Origin of the sequence: Citrobacter sp. Res13-Sevr-PEB04-36, from assembly GCF_015672735.1 — a bacterium.
Lineage (GTDB): Bacteria > Pseudomonadota > Gammaproteobacteria > Enterobacterales > Enterobacteriaceae > Citrobacter.
Genome location: NZ_JADABY010000029.1, coordinates 174,768 through 199,744, shown reverse-complemented (window position 1 = coordinate 199,744; position 24,977 = coordinate 174,768). Strand labels below are relative to the sequence as shown.

The following is a 24,977-nucleotide window of genomic DNA, read 5'->3' as shown; positions in this document are numbered from 1 at the left end:
GCAGATTTATTAATAATCAATTATAACAATCATTTTAATCAGGATATTTTGAAAATAGATCAATTGCTTCCTTTTCAGCTTCCACAGAAACTCCAAACCTATTAAAAGGTTGCCACCATCCATACCCTAAATATTAAAAATAATTTTTACTTATTGACCATCAGCCCTACAGAGGATTACCCATGAAGAAATCTACACTTGTTATTGGCGTTATCGGTGCTGACTGCCATGCAGTAGGCAATAAAGTTCTGGATCGCGTTTTTACCTCCCATGATTTTCACGTAATCAACCTCGGGGTGATGGTGAGTCAGGATGAATATATTGATGCCGCGATTGAAACAGGCGCTGATGCCATCGTGGTGTCATCTATCTACGGACACGGTGATATTGATTGCCTCGGCTTGCGTGAGCGCTGCATCGAACGTGGCCTCGGCGACATCCTGCTCTACGTTGGCGGCAATCTGGTTGTTGGTAAACACGACTTTGCAGACGTGGAAGTGAAGTTTAAAGAAATGGGCTTTAACCGCGTCTTCGCACCAAGCCACGATCTGGAAGATGTCTGCGCGCTTATCACCAATGATATTCACCAACACAATGGCCTCGAGCAGCGTTGCCTGGAAGAGGCTATCTGATGCAAACAGTTTCTGTCGATATCGGCTCGACATGGACCAAGGCGGCCCTCTTCGCGCATGAAGGGGATGAATTAACGCTGGTAAACCATGTCCTGACCCCAACCACCACACATCATCTGGCAGACGGTTTTTTTGCCAGCCTGAATCAGGTGCTGAATGTTGCCGATGCTCGCCCGTTACTGAAAAGTGGTGAAGTGCAGTTGAAGTACTCCTCGTCGGCCAAAGGGGGGCTCGCCGTTGCAGCAATGGGTTTGGTGCCTTCCATTACGCTGGAATCGGCGAAAGTGACCGCCCATTCGGCTGGCGCAAAAATCGCGCAATATTATTCGTACAAACTTAACCGTCATGACATTCAGGAGCTGGAAACATCACCACCAGACATCCTGCTGTTTACCGGCGGCACGGATGGTGGTGAAGAAAGCTACGGTCTGGCTAATGCGAGAGCACTGGCCGAGTCAACGCTAGATTGCTCCATTATCTACGCCGGGAACCGCGACATTCAGGACGATGTTCAAACCATTCTGGGGCATAAAGACCTGACCACGGTAGATAACATCCTGCCCGATCTCGACCACCCCAACCCGTTTGCTGCACGTCAGGCCATTTGCGATGTGTTTTTGTCCCGCATCGTCAAAGGCAAAGGCCTGGACGTTATCGTCGGTGAAACCGGCGAAGAACCGATGCCCACGCCGTGGACGGTGTACGAACTGGTAAAAGCGATTAGCGATTACGACAGCGCATGGAAGGAATTCATGCTGATCGATATGGGCGGTGCCACCACGGATGTCTATTCCGCCAGCGCGAATACCCTCTCCCCCGACACCGTCCTGCACGGCGTCCCTGAACCCTTCGTCAAACGTACCGTTGAAGGCGATCTCGGGATGCGCGTGTCCGCCGTCGTCGTGGGGGAAAGCACACAGGAAATGGTGAAAGTCATCTTCGCCCAACAACCACAGCGCGAAGAAGCGTTTTACCGCTATTTGCGCCATCTGGTTGGGCATCCGGATTACCTGCCACTCAACGAGGAAGAGAAATATTTCGATACCCTGCTGGCAGGTTTATGCGTGGGCTATGCCACTGAGCGCCACGCGGGCACTAAAAAGCAGGTTTGCACCTGCGTAGGTAACGTGGATTTACAGATGGGTCGCGATCTCACCACCGTACGAAAAGTTGTCGGTTCAGGTGGATGGCTCTCTCGCGCCAGCCAGTTTGATATTCATAACTGGCTCAAATATCGGGAGTTGGACGACCAGGGTAAAAGAATTTTATTACCGAATCAGTTTGAGTATTACCGCGATTCAAAAGGCCTGCTCCCTCTACTGGCAAACGTCGCCAGGCTGTACCCGCAAGCCGCTGCTCGCACCAGCATTCAGTGTTTAACCCTATAAAACTTAAGGCAGCTACGAATGGAACTTCGAAATAAAAAACTGACTCATGACGAATTTATGACCGAAAGGCTGCAGGTGTTACAAACCTGGGAAACAGGCAAAGACGTTGAGAAATTCGAAGATGGCGTGAAGTACCAACAAACAATTCCAGACCATAAGCGCTTCTCCCTCGCGCTGTTAAAGGCCGATCAGGAAGGTAAAACCCTGAGCCAGCCGCGTGCAGGCGTTGCATTAATGGATGAGCACATTGCGCTGCTCAAAACATTGCAGCAAGAGTGCGACCTGCTGCCCAGCACCATCGATGCCTATACCCGCCTGAACCGTTATGAAGAAGCCGCCGTCGGGATCCAGAAATCCATCGAAGCAGGCACGTCCAAGCTGAACGGTTTACCGGTCGTCAACCACGGGGTTGCTGCCTGCCGTCGGATGACTGAATCGTTGGAAAAACCTATCCAGGTTCGACATGGTACCCCGGATGCGCGTCTGCTGGCAGAGATTGCCATGGCCAGTGGTTTTACCAGCTACGAAGGTGGCGGTATCTCCTACAACATCCCTTACGCTAAGCGCGTCACCCTGGAAAAATCCATCCGTGACTGGCAGTACTGCGACCGTCTGATGGGACTGTACGAAGAAAATGGGATCCGCATTAACCGTGAGCCATTTGGCCCGCTGACCGGCACCCTGATCCCGCCGTTTATGTCCCACTCCGTCGCGATCATCGAAGGTCTGCTGGCGCTGGAACAGGGCGTGAAATCCATCACCGTGGGCTACGGCCAGGTCGGTAGTCTGACTCAGGATATCGCCGCCATCCAGGCGCTGCGTGAACTGTCTCACGAATACTTCCAGAACTACGGTTTCGACGACTATGAGCTGAGCACCGTATTCCACCAGTGGATGGGCGGATTCCCGGAAGATGAAGCGAAAGCCTTCTCCGTCATCGCCTGGGGCGCTGCCGTGGCCGGTATGTCCGGTGCCACGAAAGTGATCACCAAGAGCCCGCATGAAGCGTTTGGTATCCCGACTGCGGCGGCTAACGCCCAGGGCCTCAAAGCGTCACGCCAGATGCTCAACATGGTCAGCGACCAGAAATTCCCGCAGTGTGCGGCGGTAGAACAAGAAGTTGATCTGATTAAGAGCGAAGTCCGCGCAGTGCTGAAGAAGGTCTTCGAACTGGGCAATGGCGACATTGCACGCGGTACGGTGCTGGCCTTTGAAGCAGGCGTACTGGATGTGCCTTTTGCACCAGCAGCCTGTAACGCTGGCAAAATCCTGCCTGTTCGCGATAACTCAGGCGCCATCCGTATTCTTGAAGCGGGTTCCGTTCCGTTGCCAAAAGATATTCTCGCCCTGCACCACGACTACGTCGCAGAGCGTGCCCACTTTGAAGGCCGCAAGCCTTCTTTCCAGATGGTCATTGATGACATCAACGCCGTATCCCACAGTAAATTAATAGGAAGACCATAATGAAAATTAAACAGGCCCTTTTCACCGCTGGCTACTCCTCATTTTATTTTGACGACCAGCAGGCCATTAAAGACGGCGCGGGTCACGATGGGTTCATCTATACCGGCGCGCCAGTTACGCCAGGCTTTACCTCTGTTCGTCAGGCGGGTGAATGCGTTTCGGTTCAGTTGATTCTGGAAAACGGCGCGGTAGCAGTCGGTGACTGTGCAGCCGTACAGTATTCCGGTGCAGGCGGTCGTGACCCGCTGTTCCTGGCAGAGAACTTCATTCCGTTCCTCAACGATCACATCAAACCGCTGCTGGAAGGCCGCGATGTCGATGCGTTCCTGCCGAACGCCCGTTTCTTCGATCAACTGCGTATTGATGGCCATCTGTTGCATACCGCTGTTCGTTACGGTCTGTCTCAGGCACTGCTCGATGCCGCTGCGCTGGCCACCGGCCGTCTGAAAACAGAGGTTGTTTGCGATGAATGGCAGCTGCCGTGCGTCCCGGAAGCAATTCCTTTATTCGGTCAGAGCGGTGATGACCGCTACATCGCCGTCGACAAAATGATCCTTAAAGGCGTTGATGTCCTGCCGCACGCGCTGATCAACAACGTCGAAGAGAAACTGGGCTTTAAAGGCGAAAAACTGCGTGAGTATGTGCGCTGGTTGTCTAACCGTATCTTAAGCCTGCGCACCAGCGAGCGTTACCACCCAACGCTGCATATTGATGTGTACGGCACGATCGGTTTGATTTTTGATATGGATCCGGTTCGCTGCGCCGAATACATCGCCAGCCTCGAAGCAGAAGCACAGGGCCTGCCGCTGTACATCGAAGGCCCGGTTGATGCAGGTAACAAGCCGGATCAGATCCGCATGCTGACCGCCATCACCAAAGAACTAACCCGTCTGGGTTCCGGCGTGAAAATCGTGGCTGATGAATGGTGTAACACCTATCAGGATATCGTCGATTTCACCGATGCCGGTAGCTGCCATATGGTGCAGATCAAAACCCCGGATCTCGGCGGCATTCACAACATCGTAGATGCAGTGCTGTACTGCAACAAACACGCAATGGAAGCCTATCAGGGCGGTACCTGTAACGAAACCGAGATCAGTGCTCGCACCTGCGTACACGTCGCGCTGGCCGCGCGTCCAATGCGCATGCTGATCAAACCGGGTATGGGTTTCGATGAAGGTCTCAACATCGTGTTTAACGAAATGAACCGCACTATCGCGCTGTTGCAGACTAAGGATTAAGAAATGGCACGCACATTTAAGATCTTATCGCCTACGGCTATCCTGGGTTATGGCTTCCCGGAAGAAAGTTTTCGTAAAGCCATGGAAGAGTCACCGGATCTTATTGCTGTTGACGCGGGTTCCTCCGATCCTGGCCCCCACTACCTGGGGGCAGGTAAACCGTTTACCGACAGGGCCGGCGTAAAACGCGATCTGCGCTATATGATCGTAGCGGGCGTTAAGAACAACATCCCAGTGGTCATCGGCACAGCCGGTGGTTCAGGTGCCGCTCCGCATCTGGAGTGGTGTCGCCAGATTATTCATGAGATCGCACAGGAAGAAAAACTGTCCTTCTCAATGGCGCTGATCCCATCAGACGTCGACAAAGAAGTCGTTCATCAGGCGTTGGATAACGGCAAGATCACTGCCCTGGATTTTGTCCCTGAACTGACTCACGAAGCGATCGAAGAGAGCACCTACATCGTCGCACAGATGGGCGTCGAACCTTTCCAGCGTGCGCTGAAAGCGGGTGCACAGGTGGTACTGGGTGGACGAGCCTACGATCCGGCCTGCTTCGCCGCACTGCCGATTATGCAGGGCTTTGATGAAGGTCTGGCGCTTCACTGCGGTAAGATCCTTGAGTGTGCTGCTATTGCCGCCACCCCGGGCTCCGGCTCAGATTGTGCTATGGGGATCATTGACGATAACGGCTTTACGCTGAAGGCGTTCAATCCCAAGCGTAAGTTCACTGAAACCTCCGCCGCAGCTCACACCCTGTATGAGAAGTCCGATCCGTACTTCCTGCCGGGACCGGGCGGCGTGCTGAACCTGAAAGCATGTACCTTCACTGCGGTAAACGACGGCGAAGTGTATGTTAGCGGCTCACGTCATGAAGAGACGCCGTATGCGCTGAAACTGGAAGGTGCTCGTCAGGTTGGCTTCCGCTGTCTGACCATCGCCGGAACACGCGACCCGATTATGATTGCGGGGATTGACACCATTCTCGAAGAGGTACAGGCAAGCGTTGCACGTAACCTTTCACTGAATGATGACAGTATCCGCATGACGTTCCACCTGTACGGTAAGAACGGCGTAATGGGCAATCATGAACCCGTCAAAACTGCCGGTCATGAATTGGGGATTTTACTGGATGTGGTCGCACCGACGCAGGATATCGCCAACAGTGTATGTTCGCTGGTGCGCTCTACCCTGTTGCACTACGGCTATGAGAATCGCATTGCGACTGCGGGCAACCTCGCCTTCCCGTTCTCACCATCAGATATTCAAAGTGGTCCGGTGTATGAGTTTTCAATCTATCACCTGATTGAAGCGAGCGATGCACTGCGTTTTGATTTCCACATTGAACAGGTGACGCCAGAAGGAGTTCAGGCATGAAACACTCAATTTGTTCACTGGCGCAGGTCATTCGTTCCAAAAACGCCGGACCTTACGAACTGGTTTTAGATGTTTTATTTAAAACCAAAGAAGACTATCTGCGGGTAAAAGCCTGCGAGCAATTAACACCACAGCTGATTGCTGGCTTATATAACGTCGAGCCTAACTTTATTCACAATATTGTCTGGTTTGATCCAGCAAATGCAGTAAAGATCGTTATGCCTCGCGATATTATTTCCGGCAACGTCGGTGACAATGATGTTTATGGTGCGCAGCAACACGCTCCATTATTAAGTATTGAGTTCGACTTGTAATAAAAAAACACAATAACAACCATTGGAGCACAGAATTCAGCGGTATCACAGTGCTTCGAATATTCATGCGGTTGGTCACAACAGGCGTGCGCCTGAGCTGCTGTCCTGGCTCAGGTGCACGTTACCCTACACAAATTCAATTGCCAGCCTTTATCCGATGGAGTACACATGAAGAAAATTAGTTTAACGAAGATAATCATATTAGGCCTGATACTCGGCATGATTGCCGGGGTGGCCATAAATAATATGGCCACGGCTGAGACAGCGAAATCTTATGCAGCAGATATTTCCATTTTCACCACCATATTCTTACGTATGGTGAAAATGATTATCGCGCCATTGGTTATCTCCACGCTGGTTGTCGGTATTGCCAAAATGGGCGATGCCAAAACGCTGGGACGTATATTTTCAAAAACATTTTTCCTGTTTATTTGCGCCTCATTGCTATCAATTGCGCTGGGTCTGGTTATCGTCAACATCTTCCAGCCGGGCGTCGGCATTAACTTTGTTCCGCATGACGTAGGTGCTGTCGCCGCCGTTAAGTCAGAACCGTTCACGCTGAAAGTATTTATCTCCCACGCGGTGCCAACCAGTATCGTTGACGCGATGGCGCGTAACGAAATCCTGCAGATCGTGGTGTTCTCCATTTTCCTCGGTTGCAGCCTCGCCGCCATTGGTGAAAAAGCCGAACCTATCGTGAAGGTTCTGGATTCGCTGGTACACGTGATGCTGAAATTGACTGGCTACGTCATGCTGTTTGCTCCGCTGACTGTTTTTGCCGCGATTTCAGGCTTGATTGCTGAACGTGGTCTGGGTGTGATGGTCAGCGCCGGGATCTTTATGGGCGAGTTCTATCTGACTCTGAGTATGCTGTGGGCCATCCTGATTGGTTTGTCGGCTATGATCGTCGGTCCATGCATCAGCCGTCTGACCAAATCCATTCTTGAACCCGCACTGCTGGCCTTTACCACCTCCAGCTCTGAAGCCGCTTTCCCGGGTACGCTGGACAAACTGGAGAAGTTTGGCGTCTCTTCAAAAATTGCCAGCTTCGTGCTGCCTATCGGTTACTCGTTTAACCTGGTCGGCTCCATGGCCTACTGCTCCTTTGCCACCGTCTTTATTGCCCAGGCGTGCAACATTGAACTGAGCATGGGCGAGCAAATCACCATGCTGCTGATCCTGATGTTGACCTCGAAAGGGATGGCGGGCGTACCGCGTGCGTCGATGGTCGTAATTGCCGCCACACTGAACCAATTCAACATTCCAGAAGCCGGTTTGATCCTGCTGATGGGCGTCGATCCGTTCCTCGATATGGGTCGCTCTGCCACTAACGTAATGAGTAATGCCATGGGTGCTGCCATCGTGGGCCGTTGGGAAGGTGAACACTTCGGCCAGGGTTGTCGCGGAACGGCACCAGCGAAAACCCCGGAACAGGAACGTCCGGTTACTGAAACGGAAGTCGCGTTGTCCTGATACCACGTTATTGCCGGATGGCGCTGACGCTTATCCGGCCTACATAACGTTTAACTATCCGTTGGCCGGATAAGGCGGTACGCCGCCATCCGGCACCAAGATGAGCAAACCAACAGGATCGCATCATGACTAAAACTCTTCTCGGCGTGAGTATTTTTTCCTTCAGTGTTTTGTTTAGCGCAACGACTCTCGCGCAAACCACGCCGGATTACGCCAGGCTAATTGAACAGGCACACCAGAAATATAAAAGTAACAATAATGGAAAAGTCGCTGACTACATCCCTGCTCTGGCGACCTACAGCCCGAAAAATTTTGCCATCACCATCGCAACCGTTGACGGTAAAATCTACCAGGTTGGCGATGTCAACAAACCTTTCCCGATGGAATCCCTGAGTAAAGTCTTCACCATGGCGCTGGCTATGGAACAGCATGGCCCGCAAGTAGTTCTGGATAAACTCGGCGCCAATGCCACCGGCATGCCATTCAACTCAGGGTTAGCCGTTGAACTGACCAAAGGCGCACCAGAAAACCCACTGGTTAACGCCGGCGCGATGAGCACCGTTAGCCTGATTGAAGCCAAAGACAAAACCGATCGCTGGAACAAAATCCTCGATAACCTGAACGTTTGGGCAGATGCCAGACTCACTGTCAACGAACCGGTTTTCAAATCTGAAATGGAAACCAACCAGCACAATCAGGCGCTGGCAAAGCTGATGGAATCCTATAACAGCTTCTATGGCAATACCGATGAAGCCGTTGAAATTTATACCCGTCAGTGCTCGGTCGATATCACCGTTGAGCAACTGGCCAAAATGGGTGCCGTACTCGCCAACAAAGGTAAGTCCCCGTTCAACGGCAAACAGCTGCTGAACGAAAAATATGTCCCGCAAGTCCTGGCGGAAATGGCCATTGCCGGATTGTACGACGGCAGTGGCAAGTGGCTGTACACCGTCGGCATCCCGGCGAAAAGCGGCGTCGGCGGTGGAATGGTCGCCGTCGTCCCAGGTGAATATGCGATTGCCGTCTATTCCCCGCCACTGGATGAGGCCGGTAACAGCGTTCGCGCCCAGCAAACTATCGAATATGTCGCCGAAGCAACAAAAGCCAACGTCTTTTTAGCGAAATAAGCCCGTGCCGGATAGCACCTTGCTAATCCGGCAAACAACACGAAGAGGTGAGAAGTAAAATGTCTAAACCATTTGTCTGGCAGGAACTCTTTGTTCAGAGTAAAGATAATACAGAATATGAATTACTCACTAACCAATACGTTACGGTAACTGAGTTAGACGGAGAGGAAGTGATCAAGGTGGCGCCAGAGGCGCTAACCTTGTTGGCACAGCAGGCATTTTATGAAGCATCCTTTTTCCTGCGCGCCGGACATTTGAAACAGATAGCCAGCATTCTGCACGATCCGCAGGCCAGCAGTAACGATAAATACGTCGCACTCCAACTCCTGCGCAATGCGGAAGTTTCTGCCAAAGGTGTACTGCCAAACTGCCAGGACACCGGTACCGCAACCATTGTCGCCAGCAAAGGACAGCAGGTCTGGACCGGCGGTGATGATGCCGAAGCATTAAGCAAGGGCGTATATACCACCTTCACGGAAAACAATCTGCGCTACTCGCAAAACGCCCCGCTGGATATGTACACCGAGGTTAATACACAAAACAACCTGCCTGCACAAATCGACATTAGCGCCACCCCGGGTAACGAATACCGATTCCTGTTCGTCAACAAAGGCGGCGGCTCAGCCAACAAAGCCGCGCTGTATCAGGAAACCAAATCTATTCTGCAGCCGGATAAGCTCACCGCCTTCCTGATCGAAAAAATGAAATCGCTGGGCACCGCTGCCTGTCCGCCGTATCACATCGCATTCGTGGTGGGAGGTCTCTCTGCCGATCAATCACTGAAGGTGGCGAAGCTGGCCTCAACAAAGTATTACGATAACCTGCCGACCAGCGGCAACGAACTGGGTCAGGCATTCCGCGATACCGCACTGGAAACAGAGCTGCTTAATGCCAGCCGCGAGTTTGGTATTGGCGCACAGTTTGGCGGTAAATACTTCGCGCACGATATTCGCGTGATTCGTCTGCCGCGCCACGGTGGCTCTTGCCCTATCGCCATGGCCCTCTCGTGCTCTGCCGACCGCAACATTAAAGCTAAAATTAACAAACACGGTATCTGGCTGGAGAAACTTGAGCATAACCCAGGCAAATTTATCCCCGATTCTCAGCGCGTAGAAAACGGCGCCCAGAGCGTACAACTGGATCTGAACCGTCCGCTGCGCGAGATCATGCAGGATCTCTCCGCCCTGCCCATTGGGACGCGTTTGTCGTTAAGCGGCCCGATTGTTGTCGCTCGCGATATCGCCCACGCGAACATCAAAGCGCGTCTGGATAACGGCGAACCGATGCCGGAATACATGAAAAAGCATATCGTTTATTACGCAGGTCCCGCCAAAACCCCGGAAAATCAGGCCTGTGGCTCAATGGGTCCCACCACCGGCGGGCGTATGGATGGGTATGTCGATGCTTTCCAGGCACAAGGCGGCAGCCTCATTATGCTCACCAAGGGTAACCGCAGCCAGCAGGTCACTGATGCCTGCCACAAACACGGTGGATTTAGCCTCGGCAGCATTGGCGGTGCCGCAGCCCTGCTAGCGCAGCAGTACGTGAAGAGCCTGCAGTGCCTTGAATATCCCGAGCTGGGAATGGAAGCGGTGTGGATGATGGAAGTTAAAAATATGCCTGCCTTCGTATTGGTGGATGACAAAGGCAATAATTTCTTTAGCCAGTTTGAGCAGCAGCATCGCTGCGCAACCTGTCCGGCAGGACATTAAGGGGTCATCATGGAAGCGCGAGCCAATAATGACAGGCACCGCCAGCGTCAGCAGAAACTGAAAGAACAAGTTGATACCCGCGTGGCGGCGGCAACGGAGAAGAAAGGTATTCTGATCGTCTTCACTGGCAACGGTAAAGGAAAATCCACCGCCGCCTTTGGTACAGCAACGCGCGCGGTAGGTCATGGAAAAACCGTTGGCGTCGCGCAGTTTATTAAAGGCCAGTGGGATAATGGCGAATACAACACGCTACAACCGCTCGGTGTGGAATTCCATATTATGGGCACCGGATTTACCTGGGAAACCCAAAATAAGGAAGCGGACATCGCGGCAGCGACAGCGGTCTGGCAGGAAAGTAAGCGTATGCTCGCCGATGCGCGCTACGACCTGGTGGTGCTGGATGAGCTCACTTATATGTTGGCTTATCACTACCTAGATACGCAGGAGGTGATCGACGCCATCGAGAATCGTCCTGTCGAGCAAAGCGTGATCGTCACGGGGCGCGGATGCCACGCACTTTTACTGGAACTTGCCGATACGGTCAGTGAGATGCGCCCGGTCAAGCACGCGTTTGATAGCGGTATTCAGGCACAGGTTGGGATTGACTGGTAGCGGTTCTTTTGCCGGATGACGAGGCTAACGCGTCTTATCCGGCCTACCGATCGTTGTAGGCCGGATAAGACGCAAGTCACCATCAGACAGCCGACACCACGGACTTACTGAGCAACCAATTACGAAATGTCTCTAAATGCGGGGATTCCGCCTTCTCTTCACGCCACGTCATGATGAAACGGTTCCCGGTACGCATCGGAACATCGCAGGGAATCACCATATCGCCGCAGTCCAGATCGTGCTGAATAGCAAATCGGGGTAACAACGCGACGCCCAAATTCGAACGCACTGCGGCAATCAGCATCGAGAGTAAATCAAATCGTGGACCTTTATTGACCAGCGGACTGCTGACATCAGACAACGCAAACCATTCCTGCCAGCCTTTGATACGCGTACTTTGGTGCAGCAGGGGAAATTCATTCAGCAGATCGTTAACTGCCAGCTTCCGATCGGCTTCGTCCAGCAGGCATCTGCTGCATACGGGTAAAATTTCCTCTTCAAAGAGGTACTCCACCTCTGACCATGGCGAGTAAAAATCTTCCCGCATGATTGCCGCATCATACTCACGGTTGAGGAAATCGCCGATATTCGCCAAAGAATGGATATTAACGATAATATCAGGGTTCAGTTTATTGAACTCACGCAAGTTAGGGATCAGCCAGTGCGTACTAAACGTTGGATTAACCGCCAGTTCAATAACCTGTACGGTCGGCTGCCAGGTCATTATGGTAGTGGTGTCACGTTCCAGCTTGTTAAGCGTTTCCTTAACTATGCTTAAATAATGCTTCCCTGCCGCATTTAAAAAAATACGCTTTTTTGCATGATTAAATAGCGCTGTATTTAGAAAGTCCTCCAGTGCATTAACCTGACGGAAAACAGCACTTTGTGTCAACGCAAGTTCTTCTGCAGCCCGGGTATAACTTTCGTGACGCGCAACCACTTCAAAAGTTACCAGCAACTCCGTCTTCGGTATTTTTCCTCTCATAACCTCTTCCATATGCAGCGTACAAAAAACGTTTAATATATAAAATAAATTTCAACACCCCCAGATAAGCATCGAGAGTTATATTTTATTTTGTCTATTGATGTCATTGATCCAATCCATGATTTACTCACACTGAGGAGGATAAATATTAATCAATAATACTCAAACCAGGCAATAAACACAATTTAAATAAGGTTAATACTGAGCAAATAGTGCCTATAAGTTCTTAATAATTTTTCAAGTTATCTTGTTTATTGCAGAAAAAACTTTGCGAGCTTAATCAATATTATTGCTGCGATATTTTAGGACAATTCAACGCTATAACTTACAGGCAAACGACTGCTTTTAATCATTCCTTGATGTAGTTTCTGCCATTCTTATGTGAGACGTGATAAAGGACACAATGTGAAAACTTTCGGAAAAGTCTGGCTCGTTGGTGCAGGTCCTGGTGATATTTCATTACTGACCCTCAAGGCGATGATGTGCATTAAGCAGGCCGATGTCATTATTTACGATCGGCTGGTCAACCCTAAAATTTTGGAATGGGCCGCCCCTGGCTGCCAGCTTATCAATGTCGGCAAAAATCCAGGTTTTCATTGTGTGCCGCAAGATGAAATCAACGCGCTGCTCGTTCAGTACGCGGAAACCCATCACCGGATCGTTCGTTTAAAAGGTGGCGATCCTTACGTGTTTGGCCGGGGCGCTGAGGAAGTTGAGGACCTCGTTGAAATCGGCATTCCTTTCGAAGTTGTGCCCGGTATCAGTTCCACCATTGGCGGCCTGACCTGCGCCGGTATTCCGGTCACGCATCGAGATTACGCCTCCGGTTTTCACGTGGTGACAGGTCATACGCGGGAAGGAAATCAGCAGCAGGACTGGCGACAGTTGGCCAGGCTCCACGGTACGCTGGTTATTGTTATGGGGATCGCCAATCTGGCATTTATCTGCGAAGAGTTGCTCATGGGGGGGAAGCCAGCAGACACCCCTGCCGCCATTATCATGTCTGCCACGCGAGACAATCAGCGCCGCCTGACCTGTACACTGGGTTCATTACTGAACAAAGCACACGAGGCGAACATCACGCCACCTGCACTTATCGTTATTGGTGATGTCGTGACGCTGAGCGATAGATTGTCTTTTATTCCTGAGGCACTCGCGCTACCGGAAAACCTCTACTGCGAAAGCCTCGCGTGACGAAAAGACTGGGGCGACGTTTGATGCGCCGCCCGGAAGACGCGGCAAAAGTAACTGGTTTGCGCGTACTGAAGTTTCCGGGCAATACTGTCTATTGAATGCACAGGGTCATGCAATAATTCGCCCGCTTTTTGCATTTTCTTCTGGTTCACCCACGTTTTAAAATTCACTCCCTGACGTTTCTTAAAGAAACGACTGAAATAATTAGCGCTCAGACAAACATGCGCCGCAACGGACTCCAGAGATAACTCACCATATAAATTATCATCAATGTAGCGTAGTGCTTCCATTAATTTTTTCTCGTGCCGGGAAAGTTCAGAGGAATATACCTTGGGGTTACTTACCTCGTAAAAGCCAATCATTTCAGAATCACTCTCGCGCTCAAAGTTATCAACAATATAATTAAGCAAATTTGCCGATGCGGTTAGCGCATTATTATCCACGACAACCACCTGATCCCATTCTCTTTTTATTTTGAGGTCATTCATCCATTGCGATTGACCATCAATAACAATCGTTTTGTATTCCTGATATCTTGCCCGCACCTGACCACAGATGATAAAACCATAAAGATTTCCTTCATGAATATGTGGCATTGAAAAGAGGCTTAATCCTGCATGACAGCAGAGTATTCTGGGTTTAACCTGTTTTAATCCTTCAAATGCGCAATATTTATCACACTTTTGACAACTCGCACGGTACTGCTCATTCTTACGCATAAGAGTGCAAAATGAATTAAAATTATGGCAATCCGATATAACGTTGCCCATAACATCAATCACTGCTGTCGCTAATCCTGTCGCACGGGCAAAAACATCGGCGATGGAGAAAAAACATTGTAAGTAGTCATCCTGAATTTTCAGCGACATGCCATCCTCCGGCAATGTTGATATTTAAGCCGGTAATATGCAGAATTTAACCCAAAGAAAGAATGATGCTTACCGCAAAAAATAATCTCATTTGTGAAGATGATTGTGATCAAATTGCAAGTAGGCTGAATTACCCCGCCATCATAGGCTAGCAACGGCACACGCAACGTTTTTCCCAAAGATTAACGAATCATCACAAACACCTGTGAACACCTTTCAAGATAAAAATCATTATCACCTATTAAATTTCAATAAGTTAAGTTAAAAGCATGCAATTTTGCAATGTGCTTATTTGTGATAATCATCATGTGAATGTGAAAGCAGCTCCTGAATAATATGCTTAATTACTAGACGATTTAAACGGAGTGGAAGTATGCCCATCATCACAGGCGTTATCGCCGACGATTTCACCGGTGCGACGGATATTGCGAGTTTTATGGCAGATCAAGGCTGGCGAGTCGTGCTATTACCCGGCATGCCCGATGAAGATCAATGCTGGGACGAAGAAGCTGACGCTATTGTCATCTCCCTTAAAAGCCGTTCTCTTCCCTCTCATCTGGCGATCGAGCAATCCTTGTATTGCTGCCAGTGGCTAAGAAATCAGGCAGGCGCGCAGCAAATCTACTTTAAATACTGCTCAACATTTGACTCTACGCCAGCGGGAAATATTGGCCCGGTGAGCGATGCCCTGATGAACGCGATGCAGGCCCCGCTTATCGTTCACTGCCCTGCTCTGCCGCAAAACGGACGCACGGTGGTGCATGGTCATCTGTTTGTCAACGGGGTTCTGTTGAACGAATCCGGCATGGAAAAACATCCGCTTAACCCGATGACAGATGCCAGTGTGCCACGCCTGCTGGCCGCGCAAACGCCGAACGCCGTTGGCAATATTGATCTCAATACCATTCGCAGCGGTGTGCAAGCAGTCACTCACTCGCTGGCCAGCCTCAAGGCTGAAGGAAAACGCCACGTGATTGTCGATGCGCTGAACCAAACCGATCTCCACACGCTAGCCCAGACGCTGCACGATTACCCTCTGTTAGCCGGAGGGTCCGGACTCGGGGGCGCGCTGGCTGCCAACGCTGGCGCTCAGCAGACATCGCCACCTCTGGACTTTCCGCATCCAGTAAAAGCGGTGATCTTTTCTGGTAGCTGTTCGGTGATGAGCAATCGTCAGGTTAATCGCTATAAAACAGCTGCTGCCTCGCATTTACTCGACGTGGCGCGCTGCCTGTCAGATGTAGAGCGCTACACCGATGAGCTGTCGCAGTGGGTCATGTCACATATAAACGACCCGCGTGCACCACTGATTTACGCCACCCAGCCACCTGACGCACTAAAACGCATTCAACTGGAGCATGGCGAACGGTCCGCCAGTCAGGCGATTGAACACACGTTTGCCCGGCTAAGCGCCAAACTCAAGGCCGCAGGCGTGAACACCTTTATTGTTGCTGGCGGCGAGACATCCGGCACCGTCGTGGAAGCGCTACAGGTAGCGCGTTTGTCAGTCGGCAAAGCCATCGCCCCAGGGGTACCGTGGGTCTTTTCCGCCGAACTGGCGCTGGCGTTAAAGTCTGGCAATTTTGGCGACGAGGATTTCTTTTTTACCGCCCAGGAGTACGCATCATGAGCCAGATGAGTGAGCAACAACTTCGCGAGCAACTCGTTCACTATGGCCGCTCTCTGTTTATGCGTGGCTACAGCAGCGGCGGCTCCGGCAATCTGAGCGTTAAGCTCGCCGATGGCGGCTATCTGGTCACCCCAACTAACTCCTGTCTGGGAGAACTTGACGCGGCTACGCTGAGCAAACTGGATGCCAACGGCGTTCATCTCAGCGGTGACAAACCGTCGAAAGAGGTCCCGATGCATCTGGCGTGGTATCGCCACCGTCCTTCCTGCGGGGCAGTGGTTCATCTGCATTCACCGTGGCTGACCGCATTGTCTTGTCTGCCGTGTGAAACACCGGAGAACTGCCTGCCGCCGCTAACGCCGTACTACGTGATGCGCGTCGGGAAACTGCCGCTACTGCCCTACTTCAAACCCGGACATGAGGGCATTGCCAGCGCGCTCAGTGACATCGCTGCAGATCACACAGCGGCGCTGCTGGCCAACCATGGCCCGGTAGTAAGCGGTCGCTCGCTGCGCGAGGCAGTGTTTAACGCCGAGGAACTCGAAGACAGCGCCCGCATCTGGCTGACCTTAAAACCCATTGGTTACGTTCCGCTGTCCCCGGAAGCCGTAGTCGAACTCGAACAAGCCCGGCAAGCGTGAGGTGAAATGAGATGATGATCCCCGAACAGCGTCGTGATTTTATCTATCGCTACGTGCATGAAAAAAACGTCGCCTCGTTTAATGAGTTGGCGGATCTGATGAGCGTGTCACACATGACCGTGCGCCGCGACATTCAACTACTGGAAGAAGAAGGCAAAGTTATCGCGATTAACGGCGGCGTGAAGCTCAATAACCTGCTGAAATCGGAACTGCCATGGCGAGAAAAAGCAGAACTGCACCATGAGGTGAAACGCAGGATGGGTCAGCTTGCCGCCATGCTGATCGAGCCAGGGCAAACGCTGTATCTGGATGCGGGAACCTCGCTGTTCGAAGTGGCAAAAGCGGTGGCCGCCAGCCACTGTTTTAACCTGACGGTAGTGACGAACGATTTCTCCATCAGCCACTATCTGATGGATATGCCGCATATCACCCTCTATCACACCGGTGGCCTGGTGGATCAGCGCAATCGCTCAAGTATAGGTAAAAGCGCCGCCAGTTTTTTGCGCACCATTAATATCGACGTGGCGTTTCTCAGCTCCTCGTCGTGGGATACCGAGCGCGGCATGTCGACCCCAAGCGAAGGCAAAGCGTCGGTAAAAGAGGCGGTACTCACTGTTTCCCGCCGCCGGGTGCTGGTCTGCGACAGCAGCAAGTTCGGCAAGTACGGGATGTTCCATATCTGCGGTCTGGATCAGCTAACCGATATTATTTCTGATAATCAGCTACCGGATGATGCGCAACAAACTATCGCCAATCAGGGAGTAAAACTGCACCTGGTCGATAGCCGGGAGGGGAAACACCATGCTGAAATTAGCGGCTAACCTCGACTGGTTGTTTACTGAATTACCGATAGCGGCACGTTTTCAAGCCGCAAAAGATGCGGGTTTTCGCGGCGTGGAAGGGCTGTTTCTCTGGCAGCATCCGCTGGAGACGTTGCTGGCTGCCCAACGACAAACCGGCCTGCCGGTAGTGCTAATGAACGCCCCGGCAGGATACTGGCAGCAGGGTGAACGAGGACTGGCGGCATTACCGGGCCGCGATGAGGCGTTTCGCGATAGCCTGAATCTGGCCCGGGAATACGCCACCGCGCTGGGCTGTCGCCGGGTTCACGTGATGTCGGGCCTGCGCTGTGATGAGCTTCCCCTCAATGCCCAGCGCACTCTGCTGACCGACAGATTGCGCACAGCCTGTGATGTGATGGCTGAGGTCGGGATTGACGTACTTATCGAGCCATTAAATCCGCAGGACATGCCGGGCTATATGATTGATAATTTCCCGCTGGCCGAATCTATTATTCGCGAGGTCGGCAAGAAAAACATCGGCTTGCAGTTTGATATTTACCATTGTCAGAAAACTCACGGTAATGTGGCAAAAAATATTGAACGCTATTTTCCATTGATAAAACATTTTCAGATTGCATCTGTTCCTTATCGTCATGAACCAGGAACCGGTGAATTAAATGAAAAATGGATTTTCGATTTTATTACACAACTGAACTATCAGGGCTGGGTCGGCTGTGAATATCAGCCATCAACGTCAGGACCTGAATCATTACACTGGATAACACCTTACTTATAATTTTAATATTTCTATCTCTGTACCGGAGGAATAAATGTCGGATACCGTTATTATCTCGCTGGCCCCCGTGGCTGCGGATTGCCCCAGAGTTATACCCGAAGAACTGGCGCAGGAAATACTCGCCAGCGTGGAATATGGCGCGGCCATTGTCCATTTGCACGTTCGCGATCAACAGGGGCGTCTAACGCCGGATACCCGCGATTTTCAGGCGACGATCGACCGCGTAATGCGCCACTCTGAGCTGATTATTCAGGCCTCAACCGGCGGAGTCTCTGCAATGTCCATCGCTGAACGCTGCGCGCCGCTGGCCTGTCCAGGCGTAGAAATGGCCTCGCTGAACGTCGGTTCCGTCAATCTCGGCGACGTGGTTTACTTTAATCCCGGTCCTGACGTGGAGTATTGCTCACGACAAATCACCGAACGCAATATTATTCCGGAGTTTGAAGTTTTCGAAATTGGTATGATTAACAATATCCTTGCCCTGCAAGATAATATTAAATTCAAACAACCGATGTTATTTAATATCGTACTGGGACATCGCGGCAGTACCCCGGCAACCGTTGATGCTTTAATTGCCCTGCGCAGTATGATCCCGCGCGATGCCTTATGGGGAATTACTCATTTCGGCAGAAAGAACTTCGATATTATTGCCGCTGCGGTGGGTATGGGTGCCAGCGAAGTGCGTATCGGTTTTGAAGACAGTTATTATTTGAGCGTTGATGAACGCGCTGAACATAATTACCAGCAGGTCGCCAAACTCGCCACGTTAATTCGTAGCATGGATAAAAAAGTCGCCACACCAGAAATAGCGCGGAAAATGTTAGCCATTCCGCCCCGGCAGCAATAACGAGGAAGGACATTTCATTATGACTATGACGAGCGTTATACATAAAGCCGGGCTTGGTGTCAGCATCGCCGGGATCGCGCTGGCAGCGATTGGCGCACTGATGCAGTCCCCTGCTCTCTGGCAGCCCGGACTGGTGATGTTCACCGCCGGGTTTGCGGCAGGCGCAGGCTACTGGCCCGGACTACGCAGCTACCAGTTTACGCTGTGGATCATCGCCGGTTTTGTCGCCGCGATGATCTGGTCTACGGATCTGATTGTCTGGGGCGGTTTCAATATCACCCATAAATGGATCGTGTTTTTGGTTATCCAGGCCACCATGTTCAGCATGGGCACCAAGCTGACGATCCAGGATTTTATCGACGTCGCCAAAATGCCGTGGGCGGTATTTATCGGCACCTTCTGCCACTTCGTGATCATGCCGCTGCTGGGTCTGAGTATTACTTTGATCTTTGATTTTCCGCCTGAAGTGGCGGTAGGTATTCTGCTGATCGGTGCCTGCCCAAGCGGCCTCTCTTCGACGGTAATGGTGTATATCGCTAACGCCAACCTCGCACTGGCCGTGTCCATTGCCGCAGTTTCGACGCTGGCGGCAACGGTAATGACGCCGCTGTGGGTGAATTTACTGGCCGGTTCGATGATCGATATTCAGCTCACCGCGATGGTGATGGACGTGGTGAAAATCGTGCTCATCCCTATCGGCGCGGCAATTTTACATGATTACCTGAAAACCTACGCTGGCGTGCGCGGTCGCCGTACCGTGCAGATTCTGGCCGGGATCGGCGCTCTGTGGCTGCTGTATATGAGCGCAGGTGGCTGGGATACGCAGTTCGGCTCCGCCAGCGCCGAAGCGCAGATGTACGCGGTGGTACTGAACTTTGTCGCTGGCGGTCTCGTCTGGGCGCTGTTCTACAACTGGCTGTACGGTCGCGTCGAGAGTATTAAGAAAATCATGCCGACCATCTCGATGATTGGGATCATTTTCTTCACCACCACAGCCGCAGCCGCAGGGCGCGACAACCTGGTACAGGTCGGCTTTCTGCTCTGCTTCGCCATGCTAATGCACAACCTCGGCGGCTTCCTGATTGGCTACCTGATGAGCCGCTGGATCTTCCGCATGGATGTACAGTCCGCCCGCACAGTGGCCTTTGAAGTCGGCCTGCAAAACGGCGGCATGGCATCAGGACTTGCCGCAGCCATGGGCAAGCTGGCGACCGTCGGCCTCGCCTCGGCGGTAATGACCCCGCTTGGCAACGTCAGCGGCTCGCTGCTGGCAAACTACTGGCGTAAAAAAGATGCCCGCAAGGCGCAAGCCGCAGCCGCTCAACAGACGCATCAGCCCGTTTCTGAACATCTTTCAAAAGGATAATTCATGATGACTACCCTGACCTTACAACAAGCAATTCGTGCCGTGGAGAGTGCGCTCACCCTCTCCGAAAATCGTTACGCAAATCGCCCGTTAAGCGTGGCGGTATGCGATGCCAGCGGGGAGCTACTGAGCTTCGCCCGAATGGATAACGCCAAACTGTTAACCATTGAGCTGACTCAGCGCAAAGCGCGCACCAGCAGCCGCTTAGGCTGTACCACCCAGGCTTTTTTGCAGCACCTGCAAAAAGAACAGTTAGATATTGGTTATTTTGCCGACCCGCGCTTTACCGCTCTGCCCGGCGGAGTTCCAATTCTTCATGACGGCAAATGTCTGGGTGCCGTCGCGGTCGGCGGCTTGTCGGCACAGGAGGATCATGACGCGGCAATGGCCGTCGCGGAAAATTTGCTTAAGGAGATTGCCCAATGAAAAAAGTTGCCATGCTACACACCAGCGCCGCCACGCTCGCCATGATGCAGCAGCTGATTACCGACATCATGCCGGAAGTCGACGTGATGCATCTGGTCGAGGAATCGATGATTAAACAGGTGATGAAGGCCGGAGGCGTAACGCCAAATATTGCTGCCCGCATCGCCGACTACGTGCATATCGCCGAAAAAGCAGATTGCGATATCTTTATTACCGCCTGCTCTTCTATTGGCACCGCAGTCGAGCAATGCCAGTTTATGACCTCGCTCCAGCTGGCGCGCATTGATTGTGCGATGGTGGAAGAAGCCATCAATAAAGGCGAGCGTATCGCCGTGCTGGCAACCGTGGCAACCACGCTGAAGCCGACGCTGGATTACGTGCAGCGCAAAGTCCACGAAAGCGGTAAACCACGCACTATCACGCCGATATTAATGGAAGAAGCCTTCCATGCGCTGTTAGCGGGAGATATGGACACCCATGACCGTATCGTCAGCGAGGGGCTACAGAGCGCATTTACCCAGGCGGATGTGGTGATGCTGGCGCAGGCCTCGATGGCGCGGGTATTACAGCAGCTCCCTGCACCGCCCGTACCAGTGATGACCTCGCCCGAAAGCGGTATTCGCTGGCTGAAGGCGCTGGCTGAAAGCTGATTTACAGGTACAAAAAAGGCCATCATCTGATGGCCAACCATGTCGAAACGAGAACAGCCCTTGACCACACAGAGTCAGGGCTGTTTTTTACTTATTACTTAATGACTGATTTCAGCGCTTCGCCGATATCGGCCAGGCTGCGTACGGTTTTCACGCCAGCAGCTTCCAGCGCCGCGAACTTCTCATCCGCCGTTCCTTTGCCACCAGAGATAATTGCACCCGCATGGCCCATACGTTTGCCTTTCGGCGCGGTCACGCCGGCAATGTAGCCGACAACCGGTTTGGTCACATGATCTTTAATGTAGGCTGCCGCTTCTTCTTCGGCGCTGCCGCCGATCTCACCGATCATGACGATCGCTTCAGTTTGCGGGTCTTCCTGGAACAGCTTCAGGATGTCGATAAAGTTAGAGCCTGGGATCGGGTCACCGCCGATGCCCACACAAGTGGACTGGCCAAAACCGTAGTCGGTGGTCTGCTTAACCGCTTCATAGGTCAGGGTACCAGAACGGGAAACGATGCCCACTTTACCCGGCTTGTGAATGTGACCCGGCATGATGCCAATTTTGCATTCGCCCGGAGTGATAACGCCCGGACAGTTCGGGCCAATCATGCGCACGCCTGCTTCATCCAACTTCACTTTCACGGTCAGCATATCCAGAGTCGGGATACCTTCGGTGATGGTGATAATCAGTTTGATACCGGCGTCAATCGCTTCCAGAATGGAGTCTTTGCAAAACGGTGCCGGTACATAGATAACTGACGCCGTCGCGCCAGTTGCTTCAACGGCTTCTCGCACAGTGTTAAACACCGGCAGGCCCAGGTGAGAAGTGCCGCCTTTGCCCGGCGTAACGCCGCCGACCATTTGTGTACCATAAGCAATCGCTTGTTCAGAGTGGAATGTCCCCTGGCTGCCGGTGAAACCCTGGCAAATGACCTTGGTATCTTTATTAATTAAAACAGACATTATTTCCCCTCCACTGCGGCAACAACCTGCTGAGCTGCATCCGTCAGACTTTTCGCTGCAATAATATTCAGGCCACTGTCAGCCAGTTTTTTCGCGCCGAGTTCGGCGTTGTTGCCTTCCAGACGAACGACAACCGGGACGTTAACGCCCACTTCCGCTACCGCGCCGATGATACCGTCGGCGATCAGATCGCAACGTACGATACCGCCGAAGATGTTAACCAGTACGGCTTTAACATTGTCGTCAGAGAGGATGATTTTGAACGCTTCGGTGACGCGCTCTTTGGTTGCGCCGCCGCCAACATCAAGGAAGTTAGCCGGTTCACCGCCGTGCAGTTTAACGATGTCCATGGTGCCCATTGCCAGGCCTGCGCCGTTAACCATGCAACCGATGTTGCCGTCCAGTGCGACGTAGTTCAGTTCCCACTGTGCAGCCTGCGCTTCACGCGGATCTTCCTGAGACTGGTCGCGCATTTCACGCAGGTCAGCCTGGCGGAACAGCGCGTTGCCGTCAGCACCCAGTTTGCCGTCGAGGCAAATCAGGTCGCCCTGCTTGGTGACAACCAACGGGTTGATTTCGATCAGCGCCAGGTCACGCTCAAGGAAGATGGTCGCCAGACCCATAAAGATTTTGGTGAACTGCTGAACCTGTTTACCTTCCAGACCCAGTTTGAATGCCAGCTCACGTCCCTGATACGGCATTGGGCCCGCCAGCGGATCCAGTGCGACTTTGTGGATCAGGTGCGGAGTTTCTTCCGCGACTTTTTCGATTTCCACGCCGCCTTCAGTAGAGGCCATAAAGACCACACGACGGGTGCTACGGTCAACCACGGCGCCGAGGTAAAGTTCTTTACCAATATCGGTCGCAGCTTCAACCAGAATCTGATTTACCGGTTGGCCATTGGCATCCGTCTGGTAAGTGACCAGACGTTTACCCAGCCAGTGTTCAGCAAAAGCGCGAATGTCTTCTTTGCTGTTAACTACCTTCACACCGCCCGCTTTACCACGGCCACCAGCGTGAACCTGACATTTTACTACCCATGGACCTGCGCCGATTTTAGAGGCAGCTTCTTCGGCTTCACGCGGAGTAGTACAGGCATAACCCACCGGTGCCGGTAAGCCATAGCGGGCAAAAAGTTGTTTTGCCTGATATTCATGTAAGTTCATGTGTTCTGTCCATCCTTCAGGTAATCGTTATCTTATAACCCGTAGGCCTGATAAGGCCGCAGACCTACGGGGCAGGTGATACTCTTTATAGTTACACGTCCAACAGCAGACGCGTTGGATCTTCCAGCAACTCTTTAATGGTCACCAGGAAGCCCACTGACTCACGACCATCGATCAGGCGGTGGTCATAAGACAGCGCCAGATACATCATCGGCAGGATTTCAACCTTGCCGTCTACCGCCATCGGCCTGTCTTTGATGGCATGCATTCCCAGGATGGCGCTCTGCGGCGGGTTGATGATCGGCGTAGACATCAGGGAACCGAACACACCACCGTTGGTGATAGTGAAGTTCCCGCCCGTCAGATCCTCGACCGTCAACTTGCCGTCGCGACCTTTCACTGCCAGTTCTTTAATGTTCTTCTCGATGTCAGCCATACCCAGCAGGTCAACATTGCGCAGCACCGGGGTCACCAGGCCGCGCGGCGTAGAGACCGCCATGCTGACATCAAAGTAGTTGTGATACACCACGTCATCGCCATCGATAGAGGCGTTGACTTCCGGGAAGCGTTTCAGAGCTTCAACCACGGCTTTCACGTAGAACGACATAAAGCCCAGACGGATACCGTGACGTTTTTCAAACGCATCACCGTACTGCTTACGCAGATCCATGATTGGCTTCATGTTGACTTCGTTGAAGGTCGTCAGCATCGCGGTGGAGTTTTTCGCTTCCAGCAGACGCTCGGCCACGCGCTTACGCAGACGGGTCATCGGAACACGTTTCTCACCACGCGCACCCAGTGCAGGCTGGGCTGCAGGTGCTGCGACCGGCGCTTTGGCTTCCGCTTTCGCTGCCGGAGCTTTAGCCAGATGTTTTTCAACATCTTCGCGAGTGATACGACCACCGACGCCGGTACCATTAATGGCGCTGGCTTCGAGGTTATGCTCACCCAGCAGGCGACGAATCGCCGGGCTCAGGGCATCGTTATTCTGCTCGGAGAGCGAGGCCTGCTGGCGCTGCGCCGGAGTAGAATCTTTTTCTTCAGACTTGGCGCTGGTCTCTTTCCCGGCGCTGTTACCTTCACGCAGGCGACCGAGGATCTGGCGAGAAGTAACGGTTGTACCTTCATCTTCCAGAACCGCATCAAGAATACCGTCCGCTGATGCCGGTACTTCCAGTACCACTTTGTCAGTTTCGATTTCTACCAGCACTTCATCGCGCTTAACGCTATCGCCCGGTTTTTTATGCCAGGTCGCTACGGTTGCGTCAGCCACAGATTCAGGCAGGTCGGGAACAAGAATATCTACGCTACTCATTATTTATCC

24 protein-coding genes are annotated in these 24,977 nt (G+C 52.3%); 19 read left to right on the top strand and 5 right to left on the bottom strand.

Annotated elements, in window-relative coordinates:
* The first annotated feature begins 182 nt into the window (after positions 1-182).
* The 10 genes from glmS to cobO all read left to right on the top strand — a co-directional run bounded on the left by glmS (position 183) and on the right by cobO (position 11,337).
* Positions 183-632, top strand: coding sequence for a methylaspartate mutase subunit S (gene glmS, locus IMQ48_RS08890; RefSeq protein WP_096757824.1), 450 nt, complete (start codon positions 183-185; stop codon positions 630-632).
* Positions 632-2,020 (top strand): methylaspartate mutase accessory protein GlmL, encoded by a 1,389-nt coding sequence (glmL, locus tag IMQ48_RS08885; protein WP_196208733.1) that lies wholly within the window; start codon positions 632-634, stop codon positions 2,018-2,020. The genes glmS and glmL overlap by 1 nt, the downstream gene beginning before the upstream one ends.
* Before the next feature lie 18 nt (positions 2,021-2,038).
* Positions 2,039-3,484: a methylaspartate mutase subunit E gene (locus IMQ48_RS08880; RefSeq protein ID WP_196208732.1), complete on the top strand. Its 1,446-nt coding sequence runs from the start codon at positions 2,039-2,041 to the stop codon at positions 3,482-3,484.
* On the top strand, positions 3,484-4,725 hold the full coding sequence (locus tag IMQ48_RS08875) for a methylaspartate ammonia-lyase (RefSeq protein WP_181618936.1): 1,242 nt from the start codon (positions 3,484-3,486) through the stop codon (positions 4,723-4,725). Before IMQ48_RS08880 ends, IMQ48_RS08875 begins: the two co-directional genes overlap by 1 nt.
* Before the next feature lie 3 nt (positions 4,726-4,728).
* Positions 4,729-6,099 (top strand): acyclic terpene utilization AtuA family protein, encoded by a 1,371-nt coding sequence (locus IMQ48_RS08870; protein ID WP_196208731.1) that lies wholly within the window; start codon positions 4,729-4,731, stop codon positions 6,097-6,099.
* Complete coding sequence (locus IMQ48_RS08865) at positions 6,096-6,413, top strand: DUF4387 domain-containing protein (protein WP_196208730.1); 318 nt, start codon at positions 6,096-6,098, stop codon at positions 6,411-6,413. Before IMQ48_RS08870 ends, IMQ48_RS08865 begins: the two co-directional genes overlap by 4 nt.
* A gap of 168 nt (positions 6,414-6,581) precedes the next feature.
* Positions 6,582-7,886, top strand: coding sequence for a dicarboxylate/amino acid:cation symporter (locus tag IMQ48_RS08860; RefSeq protein WP_196208729.1), 1,305 nt, complete (start codon positions 6,582-6,584; stop codon positions 7,884-7,886).
* 125 nt (positions 7,887-8,011) lie between these two features.
* Positions 8,012-9,013: a glutaminase A gene (glsA, locus tag IMQ48_RS08855; RefSeq protein ID WP_196208728.1), complete on the top strand. Its 1,002-nt coding sequence runs from the start codon at positions 8,012-8,014 to the stop codon at positions 9,011-9,013.
* Between the two features lie 59 nt (positions 9,014-9,072).
* A complete protein-coding gene (locus tag IMQ48_RS08850) occupies positions 9,073-10,725 on the top strand; it encodes a class I fumarate hydratase (protein WP_196208727.1) in 1,653 nt (550 codons plus the stop codon).
* A gap of 9 nt (positions 10,726-10,734) precedes the next feature.
* Positions 10,735-11,337 carry a cob(I)yrinic acid a,c-diamide adenosyltransferase gene (cobO, locus tag IMQ48_RS08845; RefSeq protein WP_196208726.1) on the top strand — a complete coding sequence of 201 codons (603 nt, stop codon included), beginning with the start codon at positions 10,735-10,737 and terminating at the stop codon, positions 11,335-11,337.
* A gap of 82 nt (positions 11,338-11,419) precedes the next feature.
* Here cobO and IMQ48_RS08840 read toward each other — a convergent pair whose 3' ends face one another.
* Complete coding sequence (locus IMQ48_RS08840; RefSeq protein WP_196208725.1) at positions 11,420-12,322, bottom strand: LysR substrate-binding domain-containing protein; 903 nt, start codon at positions 12,320-12,322, stop codon at positions 11,420-11,422.
* 405 nt (positions 12,323-12,727) lie between these two features.
* Between IMQ48_RS08840 and cobA the strand changes: the two genes are divergently transcribed.
* The gene (cobA, locus tag IMQ48_RS08835; protein ID WP_196208724.1) at positions 12,728-13,516 is read left to right on the top strand and encodes a uroporphyrinogen-III C-methyltransferase; all 789 of its coding nucleotides are present in this window, start codon (positions 12,728-12,730) and stop codon (positions 13,514-13,516) included.
* Here cobA and IMQ48_RS08830 read toward each other — a convergent pair.
* Positions 13,495-14,385, bottom strand: coding sequence for a PocR ligand-binding domain-containing protein (locus IMQ48_RS08830; RefSeq protein ID WP_196208723.1), 891 nt, complete (start codon positions 14,383-14,385; stop codon positions 13,495-13,497). The two genes, cobA and IMQ48_RS08830, sit on opposite strands and share 22 nt — an antisense overlap.
* A gap of 373 nt (positions 14,386-14,758) precedes the next feature.
* Between IMQ48_RS08830 and otnK the strand changes: the two genes are divergently transcribed.
* The 8 genes from otnK to IMQ48_RS08790 are packed head-to-tail and all read left to right on the top strand — an operon-like array spanning position 14,759 to position 21,523.
* Positions 14,759-16,015, top strand: coding sequence for a 3-oxo-tetronate kinase (gene otnK / locus IMQ48_RS08825; protein WP_196208722.1), 1,257 nt, complete (start codon positions 14,759-14,761; stop codon positions 16,013-16,015).
* Positions 16,012-16,656 (top strand): aldolase, encoded by a 645-nt coding sequence (locus IMQ48_RS08820; RefSeq protein WP_196208721.1) that lies wholly within the window; start codon positions 16,012-16,014, stop codon positions 16,654-16,656. Before otnK ends, IMQ48_RS08820 begins: the two co-directional genes overlap by 4 nt.
* Before the next feature lie 11 nt (positions 16,657-16,667).
* The gene (locus IMQ48_RS08815; RefSeq protein WP_196208720.1) at positions 16,668-17,477 is read left to right on the top strand and encodes a DeoR/GlpR family DNA-binding transcription regulator; all 810 of its coding nucleotides are present in this window, start codon (positions 16,668-16,670) and stop codon (positions 17,475-17,477) included.
* Positions 17,458-18,234 carry a hydroxypyruvate isomerase family protein gene (locus IMQ48_RS08810; RefSeq protein ID WP_196208719.1) on the top strand — a complete coding sequence of 259 codons (777 nt, stop codon included), beginning with the start codon at positions 17,458-17,460 and terminating at the stop codon, positions 18,232-18,234. The genes IMQ48_RS08815 and IMQ48_RS08810 overlap by 20 nt, the downstream gene beginning before the upstream one ends.
* Before the next feature lie 34 nt (positions 18,235-18,268).
* Entirely contained in the window at positions 18,269-19,081 is an 813-nt protein-coding gene (locus IMQ48_RS08805) for a 3-keto-5-aminohexanoate cleavage protein (protein WP_196208718.1), read from the top strand.
* Positions 19,082-19,100: 19 nt separating this feature from the next.
* Positions 19,101-20,447 (top strand): bile acid:sodium symporter family protein, encoded by a 1,347-nt coding sequence (locus IMQ48_RS08800; RefSeq protein ID WP_196208717.1) that lies wholly within the window; start codon positions 19,101-19,103, stop codon positions 20,445-20,447.
* 6 nt (positions 20,448-20,453) lie between these two features.
* Positions 20,454-20,873 (top strand): heme-binding protein, encoded by a 420-nt coding sequence (locus IMQ48_RS08795; RefSeq protein ID WP_196208737.1) that lies wholly within the window; start codon positions 20,454-20,456, stop codon positions 20,871-20,873.
* Positions 20,870-21,523, top strand: a complete 654-nt coding sequence (locus IMQ48_RS08790; protein ID WP_196208716.1) for an aspartate/glutamate racemase family protein — start codon at positions 20,870-20,872, stop codon at positions 21,521-21,523. The genes IMQ48_RS08795 and IMQ48_RS08790 overlap by 4 nt, the downstream gene beginning before the upstream one ends.
* 94 nt (positions 21,524-21,617) lie before the next feature.
* Here IMQ48_RS08790 and sucD read toward each other — a convergent pair whose 3' ends face one another.
* From sucD to odhB, 3 genes are all read right to left on the bottom strand, one after another.
* Positions 21,618-22,487, bottom strand: a complete 870-nt coding sequence (sucD, locus tag IMQ48_RS08785) for a succinate--CoA ligase subunit alpha (RefSeq protein WP_196208715.1) — start codon at positions 22,485-22,487, stop codon at positions 21,618-21,620.
* Positions 22,487-23,653 carry an ADP-forming succinate--CoA ligase subunit beta gene (gene sucC / locus IMQ48_RS08780; protein WP_196208714.1) on the bottom strand — a complete coding sequence of 389 codons (1,167 nt, stop codon included), beginning with the start codon at positions 23,651-23,653 and terminating at the stop codon, positions 22,487-22,489. The genes sucD and sucC overlap by 1 nt, the downstream gene beginning before the upstream one ends.
* A 91-nt stretch (positions 23,654-23,744) precedes the next feature.
* Positions 23,745-24,968 carry a 2-oxoglutarate dehydrogenase complex dihydrolipoyllysine-residue succinyltransferase gene (odhB, locus tag IMQ48_RS08775; RefSeq protein WP_196208713.1) on the bottom strand — a complete coding sequence of 408 codons (1,224 nt, stop codon included), beginning with the start codon at positions 24,966-24,968 and terminating at the stop codon, positions 23,745-23,747.
* Between the last annotated feature and the right edge of the window lie 9 nt (positions 24,969-24,977).

Coding starts and splice junctions, on each gene's coding strand:
- IMQ48_RS08880 (WP_196208732.1), top strand. CDS start 2,039: ATGGAACTTCGAAATAAAAAACTGACTCATGACGAATTTATGACCGAA.
- glmL (WP_196208733.1), top strand. CDS start 632: ATGCAAACAGTTTCTGTCGATATCGGCTCGACATGGACCAAGGCGGCC.
- IMQ48_RS08870 (WP_196208731.1), top strand. CDS start 4,729: ATGGCACGCACATTTAAGATCTTATCGCCTACGGCTATCCTGGGTTAT.
- glmS (WP_096757824.1), top strand. CDS start 183: ATGAAGAAATCTACACTTGTTATTGGCGTTATCGGTGCTGACTGCCAT.
- sucD (WP_196208715.1), bottom strand. CDS start 22,487: ATGTCTGTTTTAATTAATAAAGATACCAAGGTCATTTGCCAGGGTTTC.
- IMQ48_RS08795 (WP_196208737.1), top strand. CDS start 20,454: ATGACTACCCTGACCTTACAACAAGCAATTCGTGCCGTGGAGAGTGCG.
- glsA (WP_196208728.1), top strand. CDS start 8,012: ATGACTAAAACTCTTCTCGGCGTGAGTATTTTTTCCTTCAGTGTTTTG.
- IMQ48_RS08860 (WP_196208729.1), top strand. CDS start 6,582: ATGAAGAAAATTAGTTTAACGAAGATAATCATATTAGGCCTGATACTC.
- sucC (WP_196208714.1), bottom strand. CDS start 23,653: ATGAACTTACATGAATATCAGGCAAAACAACTTTTTGCCCGCTATGGC.
- cobO (WP_196208726.1), top strand. CDS start 10,735: ATGGAAGCGCGAGCCAATAATGACAGGCACCGCCAGCGTCAGCAGAAA.
- IMQ48_RS08800 (WP_196208717.1), top strand. CDS start 19,101: ATGACTATGACGAGCGTTATACATAAAGCCGGGCTTGGTGTCAGCATC.
- IMQ48_RS08810 (WP_196208719.1), top strand. CDS start 17,458: ATGCTGAAATTAGCGGCTAACCTCGACTGGTTGTTTACTGAATTACCG.
- IMQ48_RS08850 (WP_196208727.1), top strand. CDS start 9,073: ATGTCTAAACCATTTGTCTGGCAGGAACTCTTTGTTCAGAGTAAAGAT.
- otnK (WP_196208722.1), top strand. CDS start 14,759: ATGCCCATCATCACAGGCGTTATCGCCGACGATTTCACCGGTGCGACG.
- IMQ48_RS08830 (WP_196208723.1), bottom strand. CDS start 14,385: ATGTCGCTGAAAATTCAGGATGACTACTTACAATGTTTTTTCTCCATC.
- IMQ48_RS08790 (WP_196208716.1), top strand. CDS start 20,870: ATGAAAAAAGTTGCCATGCTACACACCAGCGCCGCCACGCTCGCCATG.
- IMQ48_RS08820 (WP_196208721.1), top strand. CDS start 16,012: ATGAGCCAGATGAGTGAGCAACAACTTCGCGAGCAACTCGTTCACTAT.
- IMQ48_RS08875 (WP_181618936.1), top strand. CDS start 3,484: ATGAAAATTAAACAGGCCCTTTTCACCGCTGGCTACTCCTCATTTTAT.
- IMQ48_RS08805 (WP_196208718.1), top strand. CDS start 18,269: ATGTCGGATACCGTTATTATCTCGCTGGCCCCCGTGGCTGCGGATTGC.
- IMQ48_RS08865 (WP_196208730.1), top strand. CDS start 6,096: ATGAAACACTCAATTTGTTCACTGGCGCAGGTCATTCGTTCCAAAAAC.
- IMQ48_RS08840 (WP_196208725.1), bottom strand. CDS start 12,322: ATGAGAGGAAAAATACCGAAGACGGAGTTGCTGGTAACTTTTGAAGTG.
- odhB (WP_196208713.1), bottom strand. CDS start 24,968: ATGAGTAGCGTAGATATTCTTGTTCCCGACCTGCCTGAATCTGTGGCT.
- IMQ48_RS08815 (WP_196208720.1), top strand. CDS start 16,668: ATGATGATCCCCGAACAGCGTCGTGATTTTATCTATCGCTACGTGCAT.